Annotated in this window: 20 protein-coding genes and 1 tRNA gene; 15 read left to right on the forward strand and 6 right to left on the reverse strand. The window is 57.0% G+C overall.

Annotated features, from left to right (window positions below; all coding sequences use genetic code 11):
* The first annotated feature begins 2 nt into the window (after positions 1 to 2).
* From plsY to ureG, 10 genes are all read left to right on the forward strand, one after another.
* Positions 3 to 617: a glycerol-3-phosphate 1-O-acyltransferase PlsY gene (gene plsY, locus C1N69_RS19295; RefSeq protein ID WP_025758529.1), complete on the forward strand. Its 615-nt coding sequence runs from the start codon at positions 3 to 5 to the stop codon at positions 615 to 617.
* Between the two features lie 90 nt (positions 618 to 707).
* Complete coding sequence (locus tag C1N69_RS19300; protein WP_047959483.1) at positions 708 to 2,174, forward strand: MFS transporter; 1,467 nt, start codon at positions 708 to 710, stop codon at positions 2,172 to 2,174.
* Between the two features lie 151 nt (positions 2,175 to 2,325).
* Complete coding sequence (locus C1N69_RS19305) at positions 2,326 to 3,153, forward strand: urease accessory protein UreD (protein WP_155031726.1); 828 nt, start codon at positions 2,326 to 2,328, stop codon at positions 3,151 to 3,153.
* Positions 3,154 to 3,163: 10 nt separating this feature from the next.
* Complete coding sequence (locus tag C1N69_RS19310) at positions 3,164 to 3,466, forward strand: urease subunit gamma (protein WP_006811999.1); 303 nt, start codon at positions 3,164 to 3,166, stop codon at positions 3,464 to 3,466.
* A 10-nt stretch (positions 3,467 to 3,476) separates the two neighbouring features.
* Positions 3,477 to 3,791: an urease subunit beta gene (locus tag C1N69_RS19315; protein ID WP_047959485.1), complete on the forward strand. Its 315-nt coding sequence runs from the start codon at positions 3,477 to 3,479 to the stop codon at positions 3,789 to 3,791.
* Entirely contained in the window at positions 3,784 to 5,487 is a 1,704-nt protein-coding gene (ureC, locus tag C1N69_RS19320; RefSeq protein ID WP_155031727.1) for an urease subunit alpha, read from the forward strand. The genes C1N69_RS19315 and ureC overlap by 8 nt, the downstream gene beginning before the upstream one ends.
* 9 nt (positions 5,488 to 5,496) lie before the next feature.
* Positions 5,497 to 5,961 carry an urease accessory protein UreE gene (gene ureE / locus C1N69_RS19325; RefSeq protein ID WP_025758536.1) on the forward strand — a complete coding sequence of 155 codons (465 nt, stop codon included), beginning with the start codon at positions 5,497 to 5,499 and terminating at the stop codon, positions 5,959 to 5,961.
* Between the two features lie 9 nt (positions 5,962 to 5,970).
* Positions 5,971 to 6,510, forward strand: coding sequence for a HupE/UreJ family protein (locus C1N69_RS19330; protein ID WP_155031728.1), 540 nt, complete (start codon positions 5,971 to 5,973; stop codon positions 6,508 to 6,510).
* Positions 6,510 to 7,184, forward strand: coding sequence for an urease accessory protein UreF (locus C1N69_RS19335; protein WP_047959488.1), 675 nt, complete (start codon positions 6,510 to 6,512; stop codon positions 7,182 to 7,184). The genes C1N69_RS19330 and C1N69_RS19335 overlap by 1 nt, the downstream gene beginning before the upstream one ends.
* Positions 7,185 to 7,193: 9 nt before the next feature.
* Entirely contained in the window at positions 7,194 to 7,811 is a 618-nt protein-coding gene (gene ureG / locus C1N69_RS19340) for an urease accessory protein UreG (RefSeq protein WP_047959489.1), read from the forward strand.
* 32 nt (positions 7,812 to 7,843) lie between these two features.
* On the opposite strand, the gene C1N69_RS19345 is transcribed toward ureG, so the two are convergent.
* Positions 7,844 to 9,868, reverse strand: coding sequence for a S8 family serine peptidase (locus C1N69_RS19345; RefSeq protein ID WP_155031729.1), 2,025 nt, complete (start codon positions 9,866 to 9,868; stop codon positions 7,844 to 7,846).
* Between the two features lie 286 nt (positions 9,869 to 10,154).
* Between C1N69_RS19345 and C1N69_RS19350 the strand changes: the two genes are divergently transcribed.
* Entirely contained in the window at positions 10,155 to 10,838 is a 684-nt protein-coding gene (locus C1N69_RS19350; RefSeq protein WP_155031730.1) for a response regulator transcription factor, read from the forward strand.
* Between the two features lie 18 nt (positions 10,839 to 10,856).
* Here C1N69_RS19350 and tsaD read toward each other — a convergent pair whose 3' ends face one another.
* The gene (gene tsaD / locus C1N69_RS19355; RefSeq protein WP_025758545.1) at positions 10,857 to 11,870 is read right to left on the reverse strand and encodes a tRNA (adenosine(37)-N6)-threonylcarbamoyltransferase complex transferase subunit TsaD; all 1,014 of its coding nucleotides are present in this window, start codon (positions 11,868 to 11,870) and stop codon (positions 10,857 to 10,859) included.
* A 236-nt stretch (positions 11,871 to 12,106) separates the two neighbouring features.
* On the opposite strand from tsaD, the gene rpsU reads away from it, so the two are divergent.
* The 3 genes from rpsU to rpoD all read left to right on the forward strand — a co-directional run bounded on the left by rpsU (position 12,107) and on the right by rpoD (position 16,195).
* Positions 12,107 to 12,322 carry a 30S ribosomal protein S21 gene (gene rpsU / locus C1N69_RS19360; protein WP_001144069.1) on the forward strand — a complete coding sequence of 72 codons (216 nt, stop codon included), beginning with the start codon at positions 12,107 to 12,109 and terminating at the stop codon, positions 12,320 to 12,322.
* Positions 12,323 to 12,436: 114 nt separating this feature from the next.
* Complete coding sequence (dnaG, locus tag C1N69_RS19365; RefSeq protein ID WP_025758547.1) at positions 12,437 to 14,182, forward strand: DNA primase; 1,746 nt, start codon at positions 12,437 to 12,439, stop codon at positions 14,180 to 14,182.
* Positions 14,183 to 14,347: 165 nt separating this feature from the next.
* Positions 14,348 to 16,195 carry an RNA polymerase sigma factor RpoD gene (gene rpoD / locus C1N69_RS19370; RefSeq protein ID WP_025758549.1) on the forward strand — a complete coding sequence of 616 codons (1,848 nt, stop codon included), beginning with the start codon at positions 14,348 to 14,350 and terminating at the stop codon, positions 16,193 to 16,195.
* A 101-nt stretch (positions 16,196 to 16,296) separates the two neighbouring features.
* Here the strand turns inward: rpoD and mug are convergent, their stop codons facing one another.
* On the reverse strand, positions 16,297 to 16,803 hold the full coding sequence (gene mug, locus C1N69_RS19375; RefSeq protein ID WP_025758550.1) for a G/U mismatch-specific DNA glycosylase: 507 nt from the start codon (positions 16,801 to 16,803) through the stop codon (positions 16,297 to 16,299).
* Positions 16,804 to 16,928: 125 nt separating this feature from the next.
* Between mug and C1N69_RS19380 the strand changes: the two genes are divergently transcribed.
* A tRNA-Ile gene (locus C1N69_RS19380) sits at positions 16,929 to 17,004 on the forward strand.
* Between the two features lie 157 nt (positions 17,005 to 17,161).
* On the opposite strand, the gene C1N69_RS19385 is transcribed toward C1N69_RS19380, so the two are convergent.
* The 3 genes from C1N69_RS19385 to C1N69_RS19395 all read right to left on the reverse strand — a co-directional run bounded on the left by C1N69_RS19385 (position 17,162) and on the right by C1N69_RS19395 (position 19,076).
* Positions 17,162 to 17,380, reverse strand: a complete 219-nt coding sequence (locus C1N69_RS19385) for a DNA-binding transcriptional regulator (protein WP_095450178.1) — start codon at positions 17,378 to 17,380, stop codon at positions 17,162 to 17,164.
* A gap of 68 nt (positions 17,381 to 17,448) precedes the next feature.
* Entirely contained in the window at positions 17,449 to 18,615 is a 1,167-nt protein-coding gene (locus C1N69_RS19390) for a phage late control D family protein (RefSeq protein ID WP_155031731.1), read from the reverse strand.
* Positions 18,612 to 19,076, reverse strand: coding sequence for a phage tail protein (locus C1N69_RS19395; RefSeq protein ID WP_095450176.1), 465 nt, complete (start codon positions 19,074 to 19,076; stop codon positions 18,612 to 18,614). Before C1N69_RS19395 ends, C1N69_RS19390 begins: the two co-directional genes overlap by 4 nt.
* Position 19,077: the final 1 nt, after the last annotated feature.

Consider the following 19,077-nt stretch of genomic DNA (forward strand, 5'->3'; position numbering starts at 1 on the left):
TTATGAGTGCAATCGCGCCTGGAATGATCCTCCTCGCCTACCTTTGCGGCTCAATCTCCAGCGCCATTCTGGTCTGCCGCATCGCCGGGTTACCTGACCCGCGTGAAAGTGGTTCCGGGAACCCGGGAGCGACCAACGTACTACGAATTGGCGGCAAGGGAGCAGCCGTAGCGGTTTTGGTTTTTGATGTTCTGAAAGGGATGCTACCCGTCTGGGGCGCGTATGCGCTGGGCGTCACGCCGTTCTGGCTGGGGCTGATTGCGATTGCCGCCTGCGTTGGCCACATCTGGCCCGTATTCTTCGGCTTTAAAGGTGGTAAAGGCGTGGCGACGGCCTTTGGTGCCATTGCGCCTATCGGCTGGGATCTGACCGGCGTGATGGCAGGCACCTGGCTGTTGACCATTCTTCTCAGCGGCTATTCGTCGCTGGGCGCCATCGTCAGCGCGCTGATCGCCCCGTTCTACGTCTGGTGGTTCAAACCGCAATTTACCTTCCCGGTGTCGATGCTCTCCTGCCTTATCCTGCTGCGCCATCACGATAATATTCAGCGCCTGTGGCGTCGTCAGGAGACCAAAATCTGGACGAAGCTCAAGAGGAAGAAAAAAGACGCTCAATAAGGTTAGTTATGCCTTATAGCCAAATGTGATTTTGGTCACCTTCTGCCTGTGGTAACTGTTAGAGACACAACACAACCACATCAGAAGAAAATGGCAGACATTACAGACACCACTCCTCTTTCAACACCACGCCACGCAGCGGATGGCGATATCCAGTGGGTGCGCAGCGCCGCTGACGTTTCGCGGCTGGTCAATCACGGTTCGCAGGGACGAGCCAATGCACGCATCGTTATCGGCATCGCATTGGGCGGTATTTTTCTCGACGCCTACGACCTTGGTGCGCTGGCGTTCGGTATCAAAGACATCACCCGCGAATTTAACCTCACGCCAGCAGGCACCGGCATGGTGGCCTCGGCCATTACCTTTGGGGCCATTGTCGGGGCGCTGCTTGGCGGTTATCTTACGGACAAAATTGGCCGCTACCGGGTCTTTATGGCCGACATGCTCTTCTTCGTGGTGGCCGCCATTGCCTGCGCGCTGGCACCTAACGAATACGTGCTGGCGGGCGCCCGGTTTGTAATGGGGCTTGGGGTCGGGATCGACCTGCCCGTGGCGATGGCCTTTTTAAGCGAGTTTGCCAGGCTGAAAGGCCCGGGAAACAAAGCCTCCAGCGTCGCGATGTGGTGCCCCACCTGGTATGCCGCCATCAGCGTCTCCTACCTGCTGGTGCTCTTCTTCTACGCCGTACTGCCGGAAAGCCACAGTGACTGGCTGTGGCGCCTGATCCTCGGTTTTGGCGCGGTACCGGCGCTGGTGATTATTGCTATTCGTAGCCGCTATATGAGCGAATCGCCGGTCTGGGCGGCGAATCAGGGCAACCTGAAAGAGGCGGCGTCGATTTTACGCCAGTCGTATAACATCAATGCCCACGTACCGCAGGACGCGCTCAGCCAGCCAGCACCTGTCGTCAATAAAGCAAAATGGGCAAACTACCTGAACCTGTTTCGCGGCATCTATTTACGCCGTACGACGCTCGCCACGCTGCTGTCTGTGGTCTCCTCCTTCGCCTACAACGCCGTGGCGTTTGGTCTGCCGGTGATCATCTCCAGCTTCTTTGTTCAGTCGATGCTGACGACCATTCTGATTTCCCTGGTGCTTAACCTGCTGTTTGCCTTCGTCGGCGGGCTGCTGGCGGTACGCTACGTGCCGCGCTTCGGTGCCTGGCGGATGTCGCTTGCGGGCTACGCCTGCCAGCTGGTCGCGCTGCTCGGGCTGGCACTGGTGGGGCGGCCTGAAGGCGCAACGGAAGGTGTGGTCGCCGTCGGCATGCTGGCCCTGTTCCTGTTCGGCCAGGGCTTTGGTCCGGGTGCGCATACCATGACGTTTGCCTCCCTGAGCTACCCGACCTCGCTGCGCGGCGTCGGCGTGGGTCTCAACCAGACGCTGATGCGCAGCAGTTCCACGCTGTCGCTGTTCCTGTTCCCGCTGCTGGTCGCATCCCTTGATACCGCCGTGTTCTGGGTGATTGCGCTGGCGCCGTTTATCGGCCTGGCCTCTCTGCTGGCGATCCGCTGGGAGCCGTCCGGGTATGACGTGGATGCGGAGGATTACCGCTAGTCTCATCGCCTTTCTTGCCGGGTGGCGCTGCGCTTACCCGGCCTGCATTAATCATATGATCCGGTTTTTATCCATAAGCGACTCATATGACAGCCTTCAATTCTGCCAGGGCATACTGAAACGACCCCGATGATGAGCAGATGGATGCAGCATGTTAGCAGCTCAGGTCACTGATAATACGTATAAAGGCTGGCAGGCGTCGCTTGCCCTGCAGTTTTGTCACACCCCTGAGAAAACCCTCCTGCACTCCGCTCATCACCTCGGGCCGCTAACCGTTCAGCGGCCGTTTTATCCTGAAGGTGAAACCTGCCACCTCTATCTGCTGCACCCACCAGGTGGCGTTGTGGGTGGTGATACGCTGGATATTTCTGTCCGGCTGGACGCCAACAGCCACGCGCTCATCACCATGCCCGGCGCCAGCAAGTTCTATCGCAGCAGCGGCCCGCAGGCCTGCCTGAATCAGCACTTTTATCTCGATGATGGCTCCACGCTGGAGTGGCTGCCGCAGGACACTATTATCTTTCCCGGCGCCAATGCCGCGCTGCGTTCCGTCTTCCATCTGAAGGCCTCCAGTACGCTGCTGGCGTGGGAGTTGTACTGCCTGGGGCGTCCGGTGATCGGTGAGACCTTTAGCCACGGCACGCTGGAGAGCCGCCTTGAGGTGTGGGTCGACGACGAACCGCGCCTGATTGAACGTCAGCATCTCAGCAACGGCGATCTCACGCCCGTTGCCGGGCAACCGTGGCTCGGCACGCTGCTGTTCTATCCGGCCAGAGAAGAACATCTCGACGCGGCGCGGGTGCTTCTCGCCCCACTGGATACGTTTGCGGGCGCCACGCTCACGGACGATCTCATGTCGGTGCGTTTTCTCTTCCACGACAACCTGATTTGCCAGCGGGTGATGCGCGACATCTGGCAGTCGCTTCGCCCGCTTCTCACTACCAAAACCGCCTGTTCGCCGCGTATCTGGCAGACATAAGAGAAACGTTATGGAACTGACCCCCAGAGAAAAAGACAAGCTGTTGCTGTTCACCGCCGCGCTGGTTGCCGAACGCCGCCTTGCGCGCGGAGTAAAGCTCAATTACCCGGAATCGGTCGCGCTGATTAGCGCCTTCATCATGGAAGGCGCGCGCGATGGCGAAACCGTCGCCTCGCTGATGGAGGCAGGCCGCCACGTTCTGAGACGTGACCAGGTGATGGAGGGCGTACCGGAGATGATCCCGGATATTCAGGTGGAAGCCACCTTCCCGGACGGATCCAAGCTCGTCACCGTCCATAACCCGATCGTCTAAGGAGCGCGTGATGATCCCAGGTGAATACCAGATCAAGCCCGGTACTATCGCCCTCAACGTCGGGCGAGACACCCGGCGTGTCATCGTCGAAAACCACGGCGACAGGCCGATCCAGGTCGGGTCGCACTACCACTTTTACGAGGTCAACCCGGCGCTGAAGTTTGACCGGGAGGCCACCCGCGGCTACCGGCTGAATATCCCGGCGGGTACCGCCGTGCGCTTCGAGCCCGGCCAGAAGCGTGAAGTGACGCTGGTACAGGTGACAGGCGCGCAGCGCATCGTCGGTTTTCGCGGCGAGGTAATGGGAGAGGTGAAAAATGGCTGATATTTCGCGCCAGGCTTACGCCGATATGTTCGGCCCAACCACCGGCGATAAAGTGCGGCTGGCCGACAGCGAGCTGTGGATCGAAGTGGAAGACGATCTCACCGTCTACGGCGAAGAGGTCAAGTTCGGCGGCGGGAAGGTGATCCGCGACGGCATGGGCCAGGGGCAGATGACCGCAGACGACTGCGTGGATCTGGTGCTGACCAACGCGCTGATTGTCGATCACTGGGGGATCGTGAAAGCCGACATCGGCGTGAAGAACGGGCGGATCTTTGCCGTCGGCAAAGCTGGCAACCCGGACATTCAGCCCGGCGTAACGATCCCGATTGGCGCCGCGACGGAAGTGATCGCTGCCGAAGGGAAGATCGTCACCGCCGGCGGGATCGACACTCACATCCACTGGATCTGTCCGCAGCAGGCGGAAGAGGCGCTGGTCTCCGGCGTCACCACCATGATCGGCGGCGGCACCGGGCCCGCGGCGGGCACCAACGCCACCACCTGCACGCCCGGCCCGTGGTATATCGCCCGCATGCTGCAGGCTGCGGACACTCTGCCGGTAAACATCGGTCTGCTCGGCAAGGGCAACGGTTCAAACCCCGACGCGCTGCGCGAGCAAATCACAGCTGGCGCCATTGGGCTTAAGATCCACGAGGACTGGGGCGCGACGCCTGCGGCGATCAACTGCTCGCTTGAGGTGGCTGAAGAGATGGATATTCAGGTGGCGCTGCACAGCGATACGCTGAACGAGTCCGGCTTTGTGGAAGACACGCTGGCCGCCATTGGCGGGCGAACTATCCACACCTTCCACACCGAAGGGGCAGGTGGCGGCCATGCGCCGGATATTATCACCGCCTGCGCGCACCCGAATATTCTGCCCTCCTCCACCAACCCAACGCTGCCCTACACCGTGAATACCATCGACGAGCATCTCGACATGCTGATGGTGTGTCACCACCTCGATCCGGATATCGCCGAGGACGTCGCCTTTGCCGAGTCGCGCATTCGCCGGGAGACCATCGCCGCCGAAGACGTGCTGCACGATATCGGCGCGTTTTCTCTCACTTCGTCAGACTCTCAGGCCATGGGCCGCGTGGGAGAAGTGATTATCCGCACCTGGCAGGTGGCGCACCGCATGAAGGTCCAGCGCGGTGCCCTGCCGGAAGAAAGCGGCGATAACGACAACTTCCGCGTGAAGCGCTATATCGCCAAATATACCATTAACCCGGCGCTGACCCACGGCATCGCCCATGAGGTGGGTTCGATTGAGGCGGGCAAGCTGGCCGATTTAGTGGTCTGGTCCCCGGCGTTCTTCGGCGTAAAACCCGCCACCATCGTCAAGGGCGGAATGATCGCCTGCGCGCCGATGGGCGATATCAACGCCTCCATACCCACCCCGCAACCGGTCCACTATCGCCCGATGTTTGGTGCGCTGGGTGCCGCGCGCCACGCCACGCGGCTGACGTTTGTCTCACAGGCCGCTGACGCGCTGGGCATCCCGCAGCAGCTCAACCTGCAGAGCGCCACCGCGGTGGTGAAAGGGTGCCGGACGGTGAAAAAGGCGGACATGATCCACAACGGCCTGCAGCCAACTATCACCGTCGATTCGCAAACCTATGAAGTGCGCGTTGACGGTGAACTGATTACCAGCGAACCGGCTGAGGTTCTGCCGATGGCGCAACGCTATTTCCTGTTTTGAGGAGTGATGATGATCTATTTAACCCAACGCCTGGACCATGCGCATCCGATTACCGCCAGCGTCACGCTGCCGATTGACGTGCGGGTGAAAAGCCGCGCCCGCGTGGCGCTGAACGACGGCCGCGAAGCCGGGCTGATGCTGCCGCGCGGTTTACTGCTGCGCGGCGGCGACCTGCTCAGCAACGACGACGGCAGCGAGGTGATCGAAGTGATCGCCGCCCCTGAGTCCGTCTCCGTGGTGCGCTGCGCCGATCCGTTCCTCCTCGCCCGCGCCTGCTACCACCTGGGCAACCGCCACGTGCCGCTGCAGGTGATGCCCGGCGAGCTGCGCTATCACCACGATCATGTTCTCGACGACATGCTGCGCCAGTTCGGGCTGGAGGTGACGTACGCCACGCTGCCGTTTGAACCGGAAGCGGGCGCGTATGCCAGCGATGCCCACAGTCATAGTCACTCTCACGCCCATTCACACTGAGGATTATTCATGCGCACGTTACTTCCCCTGTTACTGCTGGCCTTTTCGGTTCCCGCGCTCGCCCATCCTGGCCACGGCGCCGAAAGCTTTCAGGCTGGTTTCTTCCACCCGCTGACCGGGCTCGATCACCTGTTGATGCTGGCGGGCGCTGGCGTGCTCTCGGCGCTGAGCGGTCGCAAACTGCTGCTGCCGTTTGCCACCCTCGGGATGATGCTTGTCGGCGCCGTGGCGGGTAGCCTGCTCGGCGGCTTTAGCGGCATGGAGATGCTGATTATCGCCTCGCTGGCGGTCTGCGGCGTGATGATGTTTAAAACCGAAAACCGCCTGCTGCTGGCGGTGCCAGCCCTGGCGATGTTCCACGGCTGGGCGCACGGCGTGGAGATGTCCGGCCATAGCTTCTGGCTCTTCACCAGCGGGTTTATGTTCGCCAGCGCTACCGTACTGTGCGCCAGTTTCGCCGCAGGCTTGCTGCTGCGCCGACACGACGGCCTGCGCAAAACCTTCGGCGGCGGGCTGATCGTCTCTGCCCTGCTGGCGCTGATGAGCTGATGGAGCATTCCCGCCAGTGGCTGCGCCTGATGCAGCTCTCCAGCAGCAGCCTGCCGGTCGGGTCATTTACCTGGTCGCAGGGGCTGGAGTGGGCCGTGGAAGCAGGCTGGATCACAGATGCCGACGCCTTTAAACGCTGGCAAACGCTACAGATGGAGCAGAGCTTTTTCTGCGTTGACCTGCCGCTGTTTGTCCGGCTGTACCGGGCCTGTGAACAAGGCGACCTTGCGGCAGCAAAACGCTGGACGGCTTACCTTCTCGCCTGCCGGGAAACCCGTGAACTGCGGGAAGAAGAGCGCAATCGCGGTGCCGCCTTTACGCGTCTCATTAAAAGCTGGGAGCCGGACTGCCCGGCCCGGTGGCAGACGCTGTTTATGCAGAGCCAGCTCTGCGGCATGGCGTGGCTCGGCGTACGCTGGGGCATTGGCGTGCGCGAGCTGGCCCTGAGTCTCGGCTATAGCTGGATTGAGAGCGCGGTAATGGCGGGCGTCAAGCTGGTGCCGTTTGGGCAACAGGCCGCGCAGCAGCTGATTATTGCGCTGAGCGACCATTTTGCGGCCGGGCTTGAACAGGCTTTTTTACGTGGCGACGACGAGCTGGGGGCGGCAACGCCGCTTTCCGCCATCGCTTCTGCCCGCCACGAAACACAATATTCACGACTTTTCCGTTCCTGAGGAAGCAACATGGCTGATTACAAACATCCCCTGCGCGTGGGCGTGGGCGGCCCGGTGGGGTCGGGCAAAACCGCGCTGCTGGAGGCACTCTGCAAGGCGATGCGCGACACGTATCACCTGGCGGTGGTGACGAATGATATCTACACCAAAGAGGATCAGCGCATCCTGACCGAAGCGGGCGCCCTTGAGCCGGAGCGCATCGTCGGCGTGGAGACTGGCGGCTGTCCGCACACCGCCATCCGCGAAGATGCCTCGATGAACCTGGCGGCCGTTGAAGCGCTGAGCGAAAAATTCGGCAATCTGGATCTGATCTTCGTTGAAAGCGGCGGCGATAACCTGAGCGCGACCTTCAGTCCCGAGCTGGCTGACCTGACGATCTACGTCATCGACGTGGCCGAAGGCGAGAAGATCCCGCGCAAGGGCGGGCCGGGGATCACCAAATCCGATTTTCTGGTGATCAACAAAACCGATCTCGCACCGTACGTGGGGGCTTCGCTGGAGGTGATGGAGCGCGACACCAACCGCATGCGCGGCGAACGCCCGTGGACCTTTACCAACCTGAAAGCGGGTGACGGTCTGGCGACGATCGTTGCGTTTCTGGAAGAGAAAGGGATGTTGCGGATCTAAAAAAGGCCTGGCATAACGCCAGGCCGTGAGGGTTATTTACAGCTGTTATTAGAAGAACCCTGTTCGCGCCATGCGCCCCACTGGCCGCCGGTTCCCGGCGTTTCCTGGCCCGGGTTGACATACCACTGGTTAAACCAGATTTTACCGTCGTACGAGACTTTGGTGCATTTGGTTGGATAGGCAATTTTGGCGTTGTAGGCCGGCGCCGCAGGTTTTACCGGTGTGTCATCTTTCGCCGGCGTATCATCCTTCGGCGGCACCGCGGGCTTACTGACCTTAATGGTCATGCTGTCGGTCGCGGTACGCCCATCCGCGCCGGTGGTGGTCAGGGTGTAGGTCGCCTCTCCCTCGCTGTTGGCAGGAATGACGGCATAGGCATGCGCGCTATCCACACTCTTGACCAGCGTGCCGTTCAGTTTTTCTTCCAGCGAGAAGGTTTCCGCCCCTTTCGTCACGCTCCAGTTAAAGGATACGGCATTCAGGCTCTTGCTGCCGTCCAGCGGATAGGTACTTACGCCAGTCGTCGGGGAGACCATCGTATAATCTGCTCCCGCGGCGGCAGTTGGCGCCGGAGCGGCAGGCGTGCCGCCGTCTTTCAACGCCATAATACGGGCAACCGCACGCTCCATCTCCGGGAAGGTGCCAATCCTGGCCGAATCCCCGTTTGCCAGCGGCGTCCCGGTTTCCTGCAGAATCTGACGCATCTGCTTCGGCGTAACGGTAATCCCGTGCGCTTTTGCAATCCCTGACAGGCTCGCCACCACCCCTGCAATGATGGGGTTAGCGGAGGACGTACCGGCAAATGAACGGGTGTAGTTATTGACGCCGTCTCTGTATAAATCGCCACTGCCGGTGGTCACCACGTCCCAGCAGCCCCACGCCGCGCTGGTCACACGTGAGCCATAGCTGCTGAAGTACGCTTTTTTGCCATCACTCGCACACATTGCGCCAACAATAATCGCGCCGGAATCCTTCACTGACAGATCAAATTTGCCGTTGTAAGCCGGATCGTCAAGGCTGAGGCCGCCGTTACCTGCGGCAGCGATGACATATACCCCTTTATCGGTCAGCGCCTTAGTGATATCAAAGAAGGCTGGCTGCGCCTCCCACGGGTTATAACACTCTTTCGTGCAGCCAGCAGGTTTGGCGCTTTCGGCCTGCATACCCACCTGCACCACGTCACCCGCTTTCAGCAGGGGGATCATGTTATAAAGATTGTTCGTCTGCCAGGCGGCATAACCCACCTTGCTGTTCCAGGCAAAGCCGCGAATACCGCTGCCGATATCTTTCCCTGCCATAATCCCCACGGAAGAGGAGTCATGATCGCCACAGCCAGGTTTCCAGGTGCGGTCGCCCTGGCTCAGGGACATCGCCGGTAAGTTAACGTGGCTGGTGTTCCAGGCGCAGTTTTCGGTGGAGATAATGGTAACGCCAGTACCATCGCTACCGGCATAACCGCTAACGCCGTCGCGGTTAACTCCACCCATATAATAACCCGGGCGTTTTTCCGCAGAGGATTTTAAATAATCCTGCAGGTTACGGAAATCAGGAACGGCAGTGGCGGTCAGCGTCGCATTTCCGGCGGACTGACGTAAAAGCGGCGCCGTGGTATTATCATGTTGATATTCATCCAGCGAAACCGGCATGGCTTCAGCATACACTAATTCAACTTTTGGATTTTGTTCCAGCTCGGCAATCGCGTGGTTAATAAAGGCTTTATCCTGACTTTTGTTTTCAGGAATATCTATCCGCATATAGCGATCAAACCCGTAGGTAGCATCCAGTTTAGTTAATTCATCCGACTGGGTGCTACGAAGTTTATTGGAGCGAAACATTTTATTCGCCACTAAAGAGGGATCGCCGAGCGTGAGCTCCTCTGGCGCCGTCGTGGTGGCGGTGTTTGTAGCTTTCAGCAGGGGCTTGCCGGGCTTAAGTTTTACGACGATAGCCGTATACGTGACGCCCTCCTGAGCGAACTCTACCTTTGTCGCTGCTTCAGCATACGCAGAGCTGGTTACTGCTGCGCAAATTAACAGTGAGAGAATACTTTTTTTCATTTGAGCCATTGTTCCTTTATGACATGTATACGCTTAATTGCTTTATTCAAACTGTATTAATGCGCATCACGGAACAATGAGAACCCTCTATTTAACGCTGAGAATTTTCTTTATAAAGCGTCACAAAAAAGAGATGAAATAAGTCAACCAGTCATGCAAATAAAATTACTTAAAAACAAGTAATCACAATAAAAATATCTTCCCGCAAGTTTTACAGATAAAACCATCTCTCAGGTAAAATAATTTCAACCAGGACATATACGCGTATAACGCAAGAGGAACCTCCGTGACCGTCAAATTTGCCATTGCTGATGAAAACCCTATTTTTCGGCGGGGACTGTACGCCATTATTGTGGATCAGTTGGCAACTAATCTGAGTCTTCACTCGCTTTCCTTTACTTTGGCGGGGGAAGCGGATGCAACATCAGCCCTGGTGGAGATGCTCGCGCAAGAAACGCCTGACATTTTGCTGCTGGGCTACAACCTGCGCACATCGCAGGGGCCACATCCTGCTTGCGGAATGGACGGTCTGGCGCTGCTGAAGTGGATCACCCGTCAATATCCGCTGCTGAAGGTTATTATGGTTTCCCCCTACAGCAACCCACAGCTGATTCGCGCGGCGCTGAAAGCGGGCGCCCACGGCTACATTACCCGCAATGTCAGTGAAAAGCGGCTCATTCAGGCCCTGGTTACCGTGGCTGGCGGGGAGATGTATATTGAGCGCTCAACAATGAACGCCTTTTTCCAGTCAGGAAAGCAGAGCGCAGACGAGCTGTCGCCGCGTGAGATGGATGTGCTGCGTCTGCTGTGCAGAGGGTTACCGCTGGTGGCAATCGCGAGGCAGATGCATCTGAGCATCAAAACCGTCAGCGCACATAAGCTCCGGGCGATGGAGAAATTACATGTCGCCAGCGACTGCCATCTTTATTGTCTGCTCACTACGACCCGGATGTTTGATATCCCCATCTGACATCCGGGTTTAGCGCCTTCAGGCCTCGGGCAGTTCCGCCAGCGGCCAGCGCGGACGTACGGAGACGCTGAGATCGGCGGTCGCTCCCGCGTTCAGACGCACCATCCCGGCGTAGGCGATCATCGCCCCGTTATCGGTACAGAATTCCGGACGCGCATAGAACACTTCCCCGCGACGTTTTTGCATCATCTCGGCCAGCTTCGCGCGCAGCGTGCGGTTGGCGCTGACGCCACCGGCCATCACCAGACGCTTAAAGCCGGTCTGATCCAGCGCGCGCTTGCACTTGATCATCAGCGTATCGACCACCGCATCTTCGAACGCGCGGGCAATATCGGCCCGGGTCTGCTCGCTGTCATCATTATTGCGGATAGTGTTGGCCGCGAAGGTTTTCAGCCCGGAGAAGCTGAAATCCAGCCCTGGCCGGTCGGTCATCGGGCGTGGGAAGACAAAGCGCCCTTCCGTTCCCTGTGACGCCATTCTGGACAGCATCGGGCCGCCCGGGTAATCCAGCCCCAGCAGTTTGGCGGTTTTGTCAAACGCTTCACCGGCGGCGTCGTCGATCGACTCGCCCAGCAGTTCATACTTGCCAATGCCCGTCACGCTGATCAGCTGGGTATGCCCACCTGAGACCAGCAGCGCCACAAACGGAAACTCAGGCGGATTCTCTTCCAGCATCGGTGCCAGAAGATGCCCTTCCATATGGTGAACCGGAATGGCCGGCACATCCCACGCGAACGCCAGCGAACGTCCCACCGTGGCGCCAACCAGCAGCGCGCCAACCAGCCCCGGGCCTGCGGTATAGGCCACGGCATCAATATCGTTTGAACGCAACCCGGCCTCTTTCAACGCCGCCTGAATCAGGGGAACCGTTTTACGCACGTGGTCACGAGAGGCCAGTTCAGGCACGACGCCGCCGTAGTCAGCGTGCAATTTCACCTGACTATACAGTTGGTTGGCCAGAAGCCCTTTTTCGTCGTCGTAAATGGCGATGCCGGTTTCATCGCAGGATGTTTCAATACCCAGTACACGCATGACTTGTTTTACCTCGCTTCAATACCGCGCAGTGTAGGGCGAATGCGGGTTGATGTAAAACTTTGTTCGCCCCAGGACATCCGCTCGTGTATACTCTTCCCCCTTATAAAAGTCCCTTTCAAAATCGCTTCGGTGCTTTACAAAGCAGCAGCATTTGCAGTAAAATTCCGCACCATTTTGAAATAAGCTGGCGCTGATGCCAGCGGCAAACCGAATTTATTAAAGGTGAGAGTTACATGCCGGTAATTAAAGTACGTGAAAACGAGCCGTTCGACGTAGCACTGCGTCGCTTCAAACGTTCATGCGAGAAAGCAGGTGTTCTGGCTGAAGTTCGTCGTCGTGAGTTTTATGAAAAACCAACGACCGAACGTAAGCGCGCTAAAGCTTCCGCTGTGAAACGTCACGCGAAGAAACTGGCTCGCGAAAACGCACGCCGTACTCGTCTGTACTAATTGATTGAGGGCCAACGCCCTCAATTGACAGACAGAGTAATAGTCGTAAGGCCGTGCTTCCGGAAGGAATGCGCGGCTTGTTTTCGTTTATAAGTCGCTTAAATTTTGGGGCATATGGCCGGAAGAATCCCACGCGTTTTCATCAATGACCTGCTCGCCAGAACCGACATCGTCGATCTCATCGACGCGCGGGTAAAGCTGAAAAAGCAGGGCAAGAATTACCATGCGTGCTGTCCGTTCCATAACGAAAAAACCCCCTCCTTCACCGTAAACGGTGAAAAGCAGTTTTACCATTGCTTCGGCTGTGGTGCTCACGGTAATGCCGTTGATTTTTTAATGAATTACGACAAGCTCGAGTTCGTTGAAACCGTCGAAGAGCTGGCGGCGATGCATAACCTTGAAGTGCCGTATGAAGCAGGCAGTGGCCCAAGTCAGATCGAGCGCCATCAACGGCAAACGCTGTATCAACTGATGGATGGCCTGAATTCGTTTTACCAACAGTCTCTTAAGCACTCTGCGGCTGAGCCTGCGCGTCAGTATCTGAACAAGCGCGGACTGAGCGATGAGGTCATTGCGCGTTTCGCTATTGGTTACGCCCCGCCCGGCTGGGACAACGTGTTAAAGCGTTTTGGCGGCAATAGCGAAGATCGTAAGTCTCTAATCGATGCAGGCATGCTGGTCACCAACGACCAGGGACGTAGCTACGACCGCTTCCGTGAACGGGTGATGTTCCCGATCCGCGACAAGCGTGGCCGGGTGATTGGTTTTGGTGGTCGCGTGCTGGGTGATGCCCTGCCGAAGTACCTCAACTCCCCGGAAACCGATATTTTCCATAAGGGCCGCCAACTGTATGGCCTTTATGAGGCGCAACAGAACAATGCGGAACCTCCGCGTCTTCTGGTCGTCGAAGGGTATATGGACGTTGTTGCGCTGGCGCAGTACGACATTAACTACGCGGTAGCGTCGTTAGGAACGTCCACAACGGCGGATCATATCCAGCTGCTGTTCCGCGTGACCAACAACGTGATTTGTTGTTACGACGGTGACCGCGCAGGACGCGACGCCGCCTGGCGCGCGCTGGAAACCGCGCTACCCTACATGACCGACGGTCGTCAGTTGCGCTTTATGTTTCTGCCTGACGGTGAAGACCCGGATACGCTGGTGCGTAAAGAGGGCAAAGCGGCGTTTGAAGCGCGGATGGAGCAGGCTCAGCCGCTCTCCACGTTTCTGTTTAACAGCCTGATGCCGCAGGTCGATTTGAGTACCCCTGACGGGCGCGCGCAGCTCAGTACGCTGGCGCTGCCGTTAATCAGCCAGGTGCCCGGCGAAACGCTGCGTATCTATCTGCGCCAGGAGTTAGGCAACAAGCTCGGCATTCTGGATGACAGCCAGCTTGAACGTTTAATGCCTAAACAGGCTGAAAACGGCACGGTTCGCGCCGCGCCTCAGCTAAAACGCACAACCATGCGTATACTGATAGGGTTGCTGGTTCAAAACCCCGAGCTTGCGCCGCAGGTGCCGTCGCTGGCGGGTTTGGACCACGAAAAATTGCCCGGACTTGGCTTATTTTCAGAACTGGTCAACACGTGTTTGTCTCAGCCAGGTCTGACCACCGGACAACTTTTAGAGCATTATCGCGGTACAAAAGAGGCCGCTACCCTTGAAAAATTGTCGATGTGGGACGATATAGCTGATAAGGACATTGCAGAAAAAACGTTCACCGACTCACTCAACCATATGTTTGATTCGATGCTTGAGCTGCGCCAGGAAGAGTTGATTGCTCGCGAGCGCACACACGGTTTGAGCAGCGAAGAACGCCGGGAGCTCTGGATGATTAACCAGGAACTGGCGAAGAAATAAGTCAAAGACAAAAGTATTTAACGGCTTAAGTGCCGAATATCGATCGGGAAGCCCCCGGCAGCCGCACTGAGAGGCAGCGGCAAAAATATAAGTACGCCCTCGCTTTAAAGGTTGGCAGCCCCATCGCCGACACCAATCAAACGAATTAAGTGTGGATACCGTCTTATGGAGCAAAACCCGCAGTCACAGCTGAAACTTCTTGTCCAACGTGGTAAGGAGCAAGGCTATCTGACCTATGCCGAGGTCAATGACCATCTGCCGGAAGATATCGTCGATTCAGATCAAATCGAAGATATCATCCAAATGATCAATGACATGGGCATTCAGGTGATGGAAGAAGCACCGGATGCCGATGATCTGTTGCTGGCTGAAACCTCCAACAACACTGACGAAGATGCGGAAGAAGCTGCTGCACAGGTACTGTCCAGCGTGGAATCTGAAATCGGGCGTACTACTGACCCGGTCCGCATGTATATGCGCGAAATGGGCACCGTTGAACTGTTGACCCGCGAAGGCGAAATTGACATCGCAAAACGCATCGAAGACGGGATCAACCAGGTTCAGTGCTCTGTAGCTGAGTACCCGGAAGCGATCACCTATCTGCTGGAGCAGTACGATCGCGTTGAAGCGGAAGAAGCGCGCCTGTCTGACCTGATCACCGGTTTTGTCGACCCGAACGCTGAAGAAGATATGGCACCAACCGCCACTCACGTCGGTTCTGAACTGTCTCAGGAAGAGATGGATGATGACGAAGACGAAGATGAGGAAGAGAGCGACGACGACACCGCGGATGATGACAACAGCATCGACCCGGAACTGGCACGTGAGAAATTTGCCGAACTGCGCACTCAGTACGAAGTGACGCGTGACACCATCAAAGCCAAAGGTCGCAGTCACGCTGCTGCCCAGGAAGAGATCCTGAAACTGTCTGAAGTCTTCAAACAGTTCCGCCTGGTGCCAAAACAGTTCGACTACCTGGTGAACAGCATGCGCGTGATGATGGATCGCGTACGTACCCAGGAACGCATCATCATGAAGCTGTGCGTTGAGCAGTGCAAAATGCCGAAGAAGAACTTCATCACCCTCTTCACCGGCAACGAAACCAGCGAAACCTGGTTCAACGCAGCTATCGCGATGAACAAGCCGTGGTCTGAAAAACTGCACGACGTGAAAGAAGACGTGTATCGCGGCCTGCAGAAACTGCAGCAGATTGAAGAAGAGACCGGCCTGACCATCGAGCAGGTTAAAGACATCAACCGTCGTATGTCTATCGGTGAAGCGAAAGCCCGCCGTGCGAAGAAAGAGATGGTTGAAGCGAACTTACGTCTGGTTATCTCTATCGCTAAGAAATACACCAACCGTGGTCTGCAGTTCCTGGATCTGATTCAGGAAGGCAACATCGGTCTGATGAAAGCGGTAGATAAGTTTGAATACCGTCGTGGTTACAAGTTCTCCACCTACGCAACCTGGTGGATCCGTCAGGCTATCACCCGCTCTATCGCGGATCAGGCGCGCACCATCCGTATTCCGGTGCATATGATTGAGACCATCAACAAGCTCAACCGTATTTCCCGCCAGATGCTGCAGGAGATGGGTCGCGAGCCGACGCCGGAAGAGCTGGCCGAGCGCATGCTGATGCCGGAGGACAAGATCCGTAAAGTGCTGAAGATCGCCAAAGAGCCAATCTCCATGGAAACACCAATCGGTGATGATGAAGATTCGCATCTGGGAGATTTCATCGAGGATACCACCCTCGAGCTGCCGTTGGACTCTGCCACCACCGAGAGCCTGCGTGCCGCCACGCACGACGTGCTGGCCGGCCTGACCGCCCGTGAAGCCAAAGTGCTGCGTATGCGTTTCGGTATCGATATGAACACCGACCACACGCTGGAAGAAGTGGGTAAACAGTTCGACGTAACCCGCGAACGTATCCGTCAGATCGAAGCGAAGGCGCTGCGTAAGCTGCGTCACCCAAGCCGCTCTGAAGTGCTGCGTAGCTTCCTGGACGACTAACCCAGGTAAACAGCAAAAAGCTCCCAATCGGGAGCTTTTTTTTTGTTTATTGCCTCTCCCTATGGGAGAGGGCTAGGGTGAGGGCATCAGGCCGCAGAGTATTAAAGCCCCCGCACCATCAGCGCCTCATCCAGCTCCCGATAGGCCTCTACCAGCTTGTCCAGCGTTGCCCTGTTGAGCCCGCTCGGATTCGGCAGCACCCACACCTGCGTCACGCCGATGGTGATAGCCTGCTTGCCCCACTGCGCCCCACGCTGACTGAATGCCTGCTCGTAGGCCTGCTTACCGAGGATTGCCAGCGCGGCGGGCTGATAATCTTCAATCTTCTTGATCAGCTCCCGACCGCCACTTCGCAACTCATGCAGGTTGACTTCACTCGCCTGTACCGTCGGGCGCTCTACCAGCATGGTAATGCCGCAGCGCGTATCCAGCAGGTGCTGTTCCTCTTCGGGCTTTAGTAACCTGTCGGTAAACCCGGCCTGATAGATCACCTTCCAGAAGCGATTTCCCGGATGGGCAAAGTGAAAACCGGTGTGCGCCGAGGACTTGCCGGGGTTAATGCCGCAGAACACCACCCGCAGGCCAGGGGCCAGAATATCGTTGATCATCGTTACTCCCACTCAATACATCGTCAGGGAAGTATAAAGGATTGATTATGCGTTGTTTATAAAAACAGCAGGCAGGTGTGAATGGCTGGATTGCTGAGGGGAGTTACTTTATAATTCACCGCCACGGCCCCTTAGCTCAGTGGTTAGAGCAGGCGACTCATAATCGCTTGGTCGCTGGTTCAAGTCCAGCAGGGGCCACCAAATTTTAGCTTTAAAATCATATAATTAAGCCACTCAGTTGAGTGGCTTTTTTGTTGTCTTTTTTTCGAATGGCGATGAAATGGCGGTGTTTTTTTTACCGCCACTTTTCTTCGCGCATAAAAAAACCCGCGCGCGGCGGGCATTTAGAGAAAATTTGTCATAGCCATAATGTACGCTGACCACCGACAGCCGGGTGCGGTGGAGCAGGAGTTACCGTCCCGGGCGTAACAATAAAACGCTCTACCGACTCCATCGTCACAAACGTACAACTACAGTTGATGTTTGTGCACTGGTGATAGCGTTCTTTAGTATTCTCACTCAGATAGCGACTTGTGCGCGCATGCGCTGCGTGCTGACATTTAGGACAGTGAAACATAAATCGCCCTCAATTCACATAAAGTGAATGAATGATACTCACATTTTCACCATTTGAGAATAACTTATTTATTCTTCATCTACAGTTGTGTATTCAACATCAGATACTTTTACCTCAAGCTCTAGCCCCGTCGTGTAGCCGTTTCCGTTGAGGTTATGCACCACCCGGCTGATTATCCACGCCTGTTCGTCTATAACGCGCTTAAAGCCTTTTACGGCTATTGGCGTTTCAGGAAATAAATCCGCCCGTCCAATTGCCAGCGAGATTGAAAACTCCGCAACGCCGCGCTGCAGCTTGTCCCACTTTGCCTGAGCGGCGCGCATGGCCTGCGCCTTTGTCGCGTAGATGGTCGTGAGCTCCAGCACGTTGTCAGATTCACCGGCCATATACTCACCCTCGCGTGCTTCCTGCTCTTTTTGGGTTTTGACCTTTGTCGGGGCTTTGGTCGCTTTCGGGTGCTGCAGCGCGCGCAGGTGCTGCTCTTTCGGTTTACGCTGGAGCTTTACCTTTTGCTTCTGCGGTTTCGGGTCTTTCGTATGCAACCATTTAGCCGTAACGCCGGTGTAAGCTTCTCGGTCAGCAATGGCAAACTGATGACGGTCTCCGTCGCCACGCTCAAGGGTCATCTGAGGGATGGGCTTCCCGCTGGCCGTCTTACCGCTCCCGGCTTTCAGGAATAACAGTTTCCCCGCTTTTACCGAGACCGCTGCACCGTTCCGGTCAGCCAGGCGGGAAAGAAACACCGCGTCGGACTCCTGCGACTGGTCAATGTGGGGCACGGGGATCGCTTTCAGCGTGTCGGCCACACTGGCCGTCAGTTTGTTGCGTGCTGCAATCGTCTCCAAGATTTGCCCGATAGTGGTGTTATGCCATGACTGCTCGCGGCGTGAATTCAATGTCCCGCGAAAATCGGCGCTGCGCCCCCGGATGGTCAGAGTATCAGGTGCGCCTCTGTGCTCGATTTCGTCGACCGTGAACGTGCCTTTATTCAGCAAAGCCGCCCCCTGCCAGCCTAACCACAGCGTGAGCATTGCCCCGCGTGGCGGCAGCTCGACAAGCCCGTCGGTGTCATCCAGCTCAATATCGAGCTGGTCGGCCTCGAATCCGCGATTGTCGGTCATGGTCAGACCGATAAGACGGTCGCTGAAATTCTGCGTGATATCCGCACCATCAAGCGTGAGCATAAACGCAGGGGCTATCTTCGCCCCGGCATGAATATCCATTCCTGTAATCATCCTGCCAGCCCTCCCAGCCAGTTACCGGCAGACGTGACCAGATTGTCGGCCTGCGTCTGCAGGTCGCCATAAATGGCCGCGAGCGATTTATCGACCCGCTTTAGCGACAGGCTAAACTCGATTTTTCTGGCTGCACCGTCGCTGAAAAGTTCGGTGTGCGTGTGCGTCACCTTGTCGATGACGTACATGCCGTGGATCATGCCCGTTCCGTCAATCAACGGCCACGCTCTGCCCTCGTCGGCCATCAGCTCGATGGCGGTCAGCGACAGACGACCACCGGTGATTTCGGGATAGAGCACTCCCGACAGCGTGCGCGTGGTTTCCCCTTCCCCGAGATACTGATAAGCCGGTGGCTTGCCGATACGGTCGTTTGACACCCAGCGGTAATCTTTCGAGTACTGCATTGACTGATGCGGTATCGTGTGGCGCTCAAACACAAACAAACCTAAAACCATTAACATG

The sequence above is a fragment of the Enterobacter sichuanensis genome (genome assembly GCF_009036245.1).
Lineage (GTDB): Bacteria > Pseudomonadota > Gammaproteobacteria > Enterobacterales > Enterobacteriaceae > Enterobacter > Enterobacter sichuanensis.

Excerpts from the sequence above, each read along its gene's own strand:
- C1N69_RS19385 (WP_095450178.1), bottom strand. The coding sequence starts at position 17,380 with ATGTTTCACTGTCCTAAATGTCAGCACGCAGCGCATGCGCGCACAAGT.
- C1N69_RS19315 (WP_047959485.1), top strand. The coding sequence starts at position 3,477 with ATGATCCCAGGTGAATACCAGATCAAGCCCGGTACTATCGCCCTCAAC.
- plsY (WP_025758529.1), top strand. The coding sequence starts at position 3 with ATGAGTGCAATCGCGCCTGGAATGATCCTCCTCGCCTACCTTTGCGGC.
- C1N69_RS19395 (WP_095450176.1), bottom strand. The coding sequence starts at position 19,076 with ATGTTAATGGTTTTAGGTTTGTTTGTGTTTGAGCGCCACACGATACCG.
- C1N69_RS19300 (WP_047959483.1), top strand. The coding sequence starts at position 708 with ATGGCAGACATTACAGACACCACTCCTCTTTCAACACCACGCCACGCA.
- C1N69_RS19390 (WP_155031731.1), bottom strand. The coding sequence starts at position 18,615 with ATGATTACAGGAATGGATATTCATGCCGGGGCGAAGATAGCCCCTGCG.
- C1N69_RS19305 (WP_155031726.1), top strand. The coding sequence starts at position 2,326 with ATGTTAGCAGCTCAGGTCACTGATAATACGTATAAAGGCTGGCAGGCG.
- rpsU (WP_001144069.1), top strand. The coding sequence starts at position 12,107 with ATGCCGGTAATTAAAGTACGTGAAAACGAGCCGTTCGACGTAGCACTG.
- rpoD (WP_025758549.1), top strand. The coding sequence starts at position 14,348 with ATGGAGCAAAACCCGCAGTCACAGCTGAAACTTCTTGTCCAACGTGGT.
- C1N69_RS19310 (WP_006811999.1), top strand. The coding sequence starts at position 3,164 with ATGGAACTGACCCCCAGAGAAAAAGACAAGCTGTTGCTGTTCACCGCC.
- C1N69_RS19330 (WP_155031728.1), top strand. The coding sequence starts at position 5,971 with ATGCGCACGTTACTTCCCCTGTTACTGCTGGCCTTTTCGGTTCCCGCG.
- tsaD (WP_025758545.1), bottom strand. The coding sequence starts at position 11,870 with ATGCGTGTACTGGGTATTGAAACATCCTGCGATGAAACCGGCATCGCC.
- C1N69_RS19335 (WP_047959488.1), top strand. The coding sequence starts at position 6,510 with ATGGAGCATTCCCGCCAGTGGCTGCGCCTGATGCAGCTCTCCAGCAGC.
- C1N69_RS19345 (WP_155031729.1), bottom strand. The coding sequence starts at position 9,868 with ATGAAAAAAAGTATTCTCTCACTGTTAATTTGCGCAGCAGTAACCAGC.
- ureE (WP_025758536.1), top strand. The coding sequence starts at position 5,497 with ATGATCTATTTAACCCAACGCCTGGACCATGCGCATCCGATTACCGCC.
- mug (WP_025758550.1), bottom strand. The coding sequence starts at position 16,803 with ATGATCAACGATATTCTGGCCCCTGGCCTGCGGGTGGTGTTCTGCGGC.
- ureC (WP_155031727.1), top strand. The coding sequence starts at position 3,784 with ATGGCTGATATTTCGCGCCAGGCTTACGCCGATATGTTCGGCCCAACC.
- dnaG (WP_025758547.1), top strand. The coding sequence starts at position 12,437 with ATGGCCGGAAGAATCCCACGCGTTTTCATCAATGACCTGCTCGCCAGA.
- ureG (WP_047959489.1), top strand. The coding sequence starts at position 7,194 with ATGGCTGATTACAAACATCCCCTGCGCGTGGGCGTGGGCGGCCCGGTG.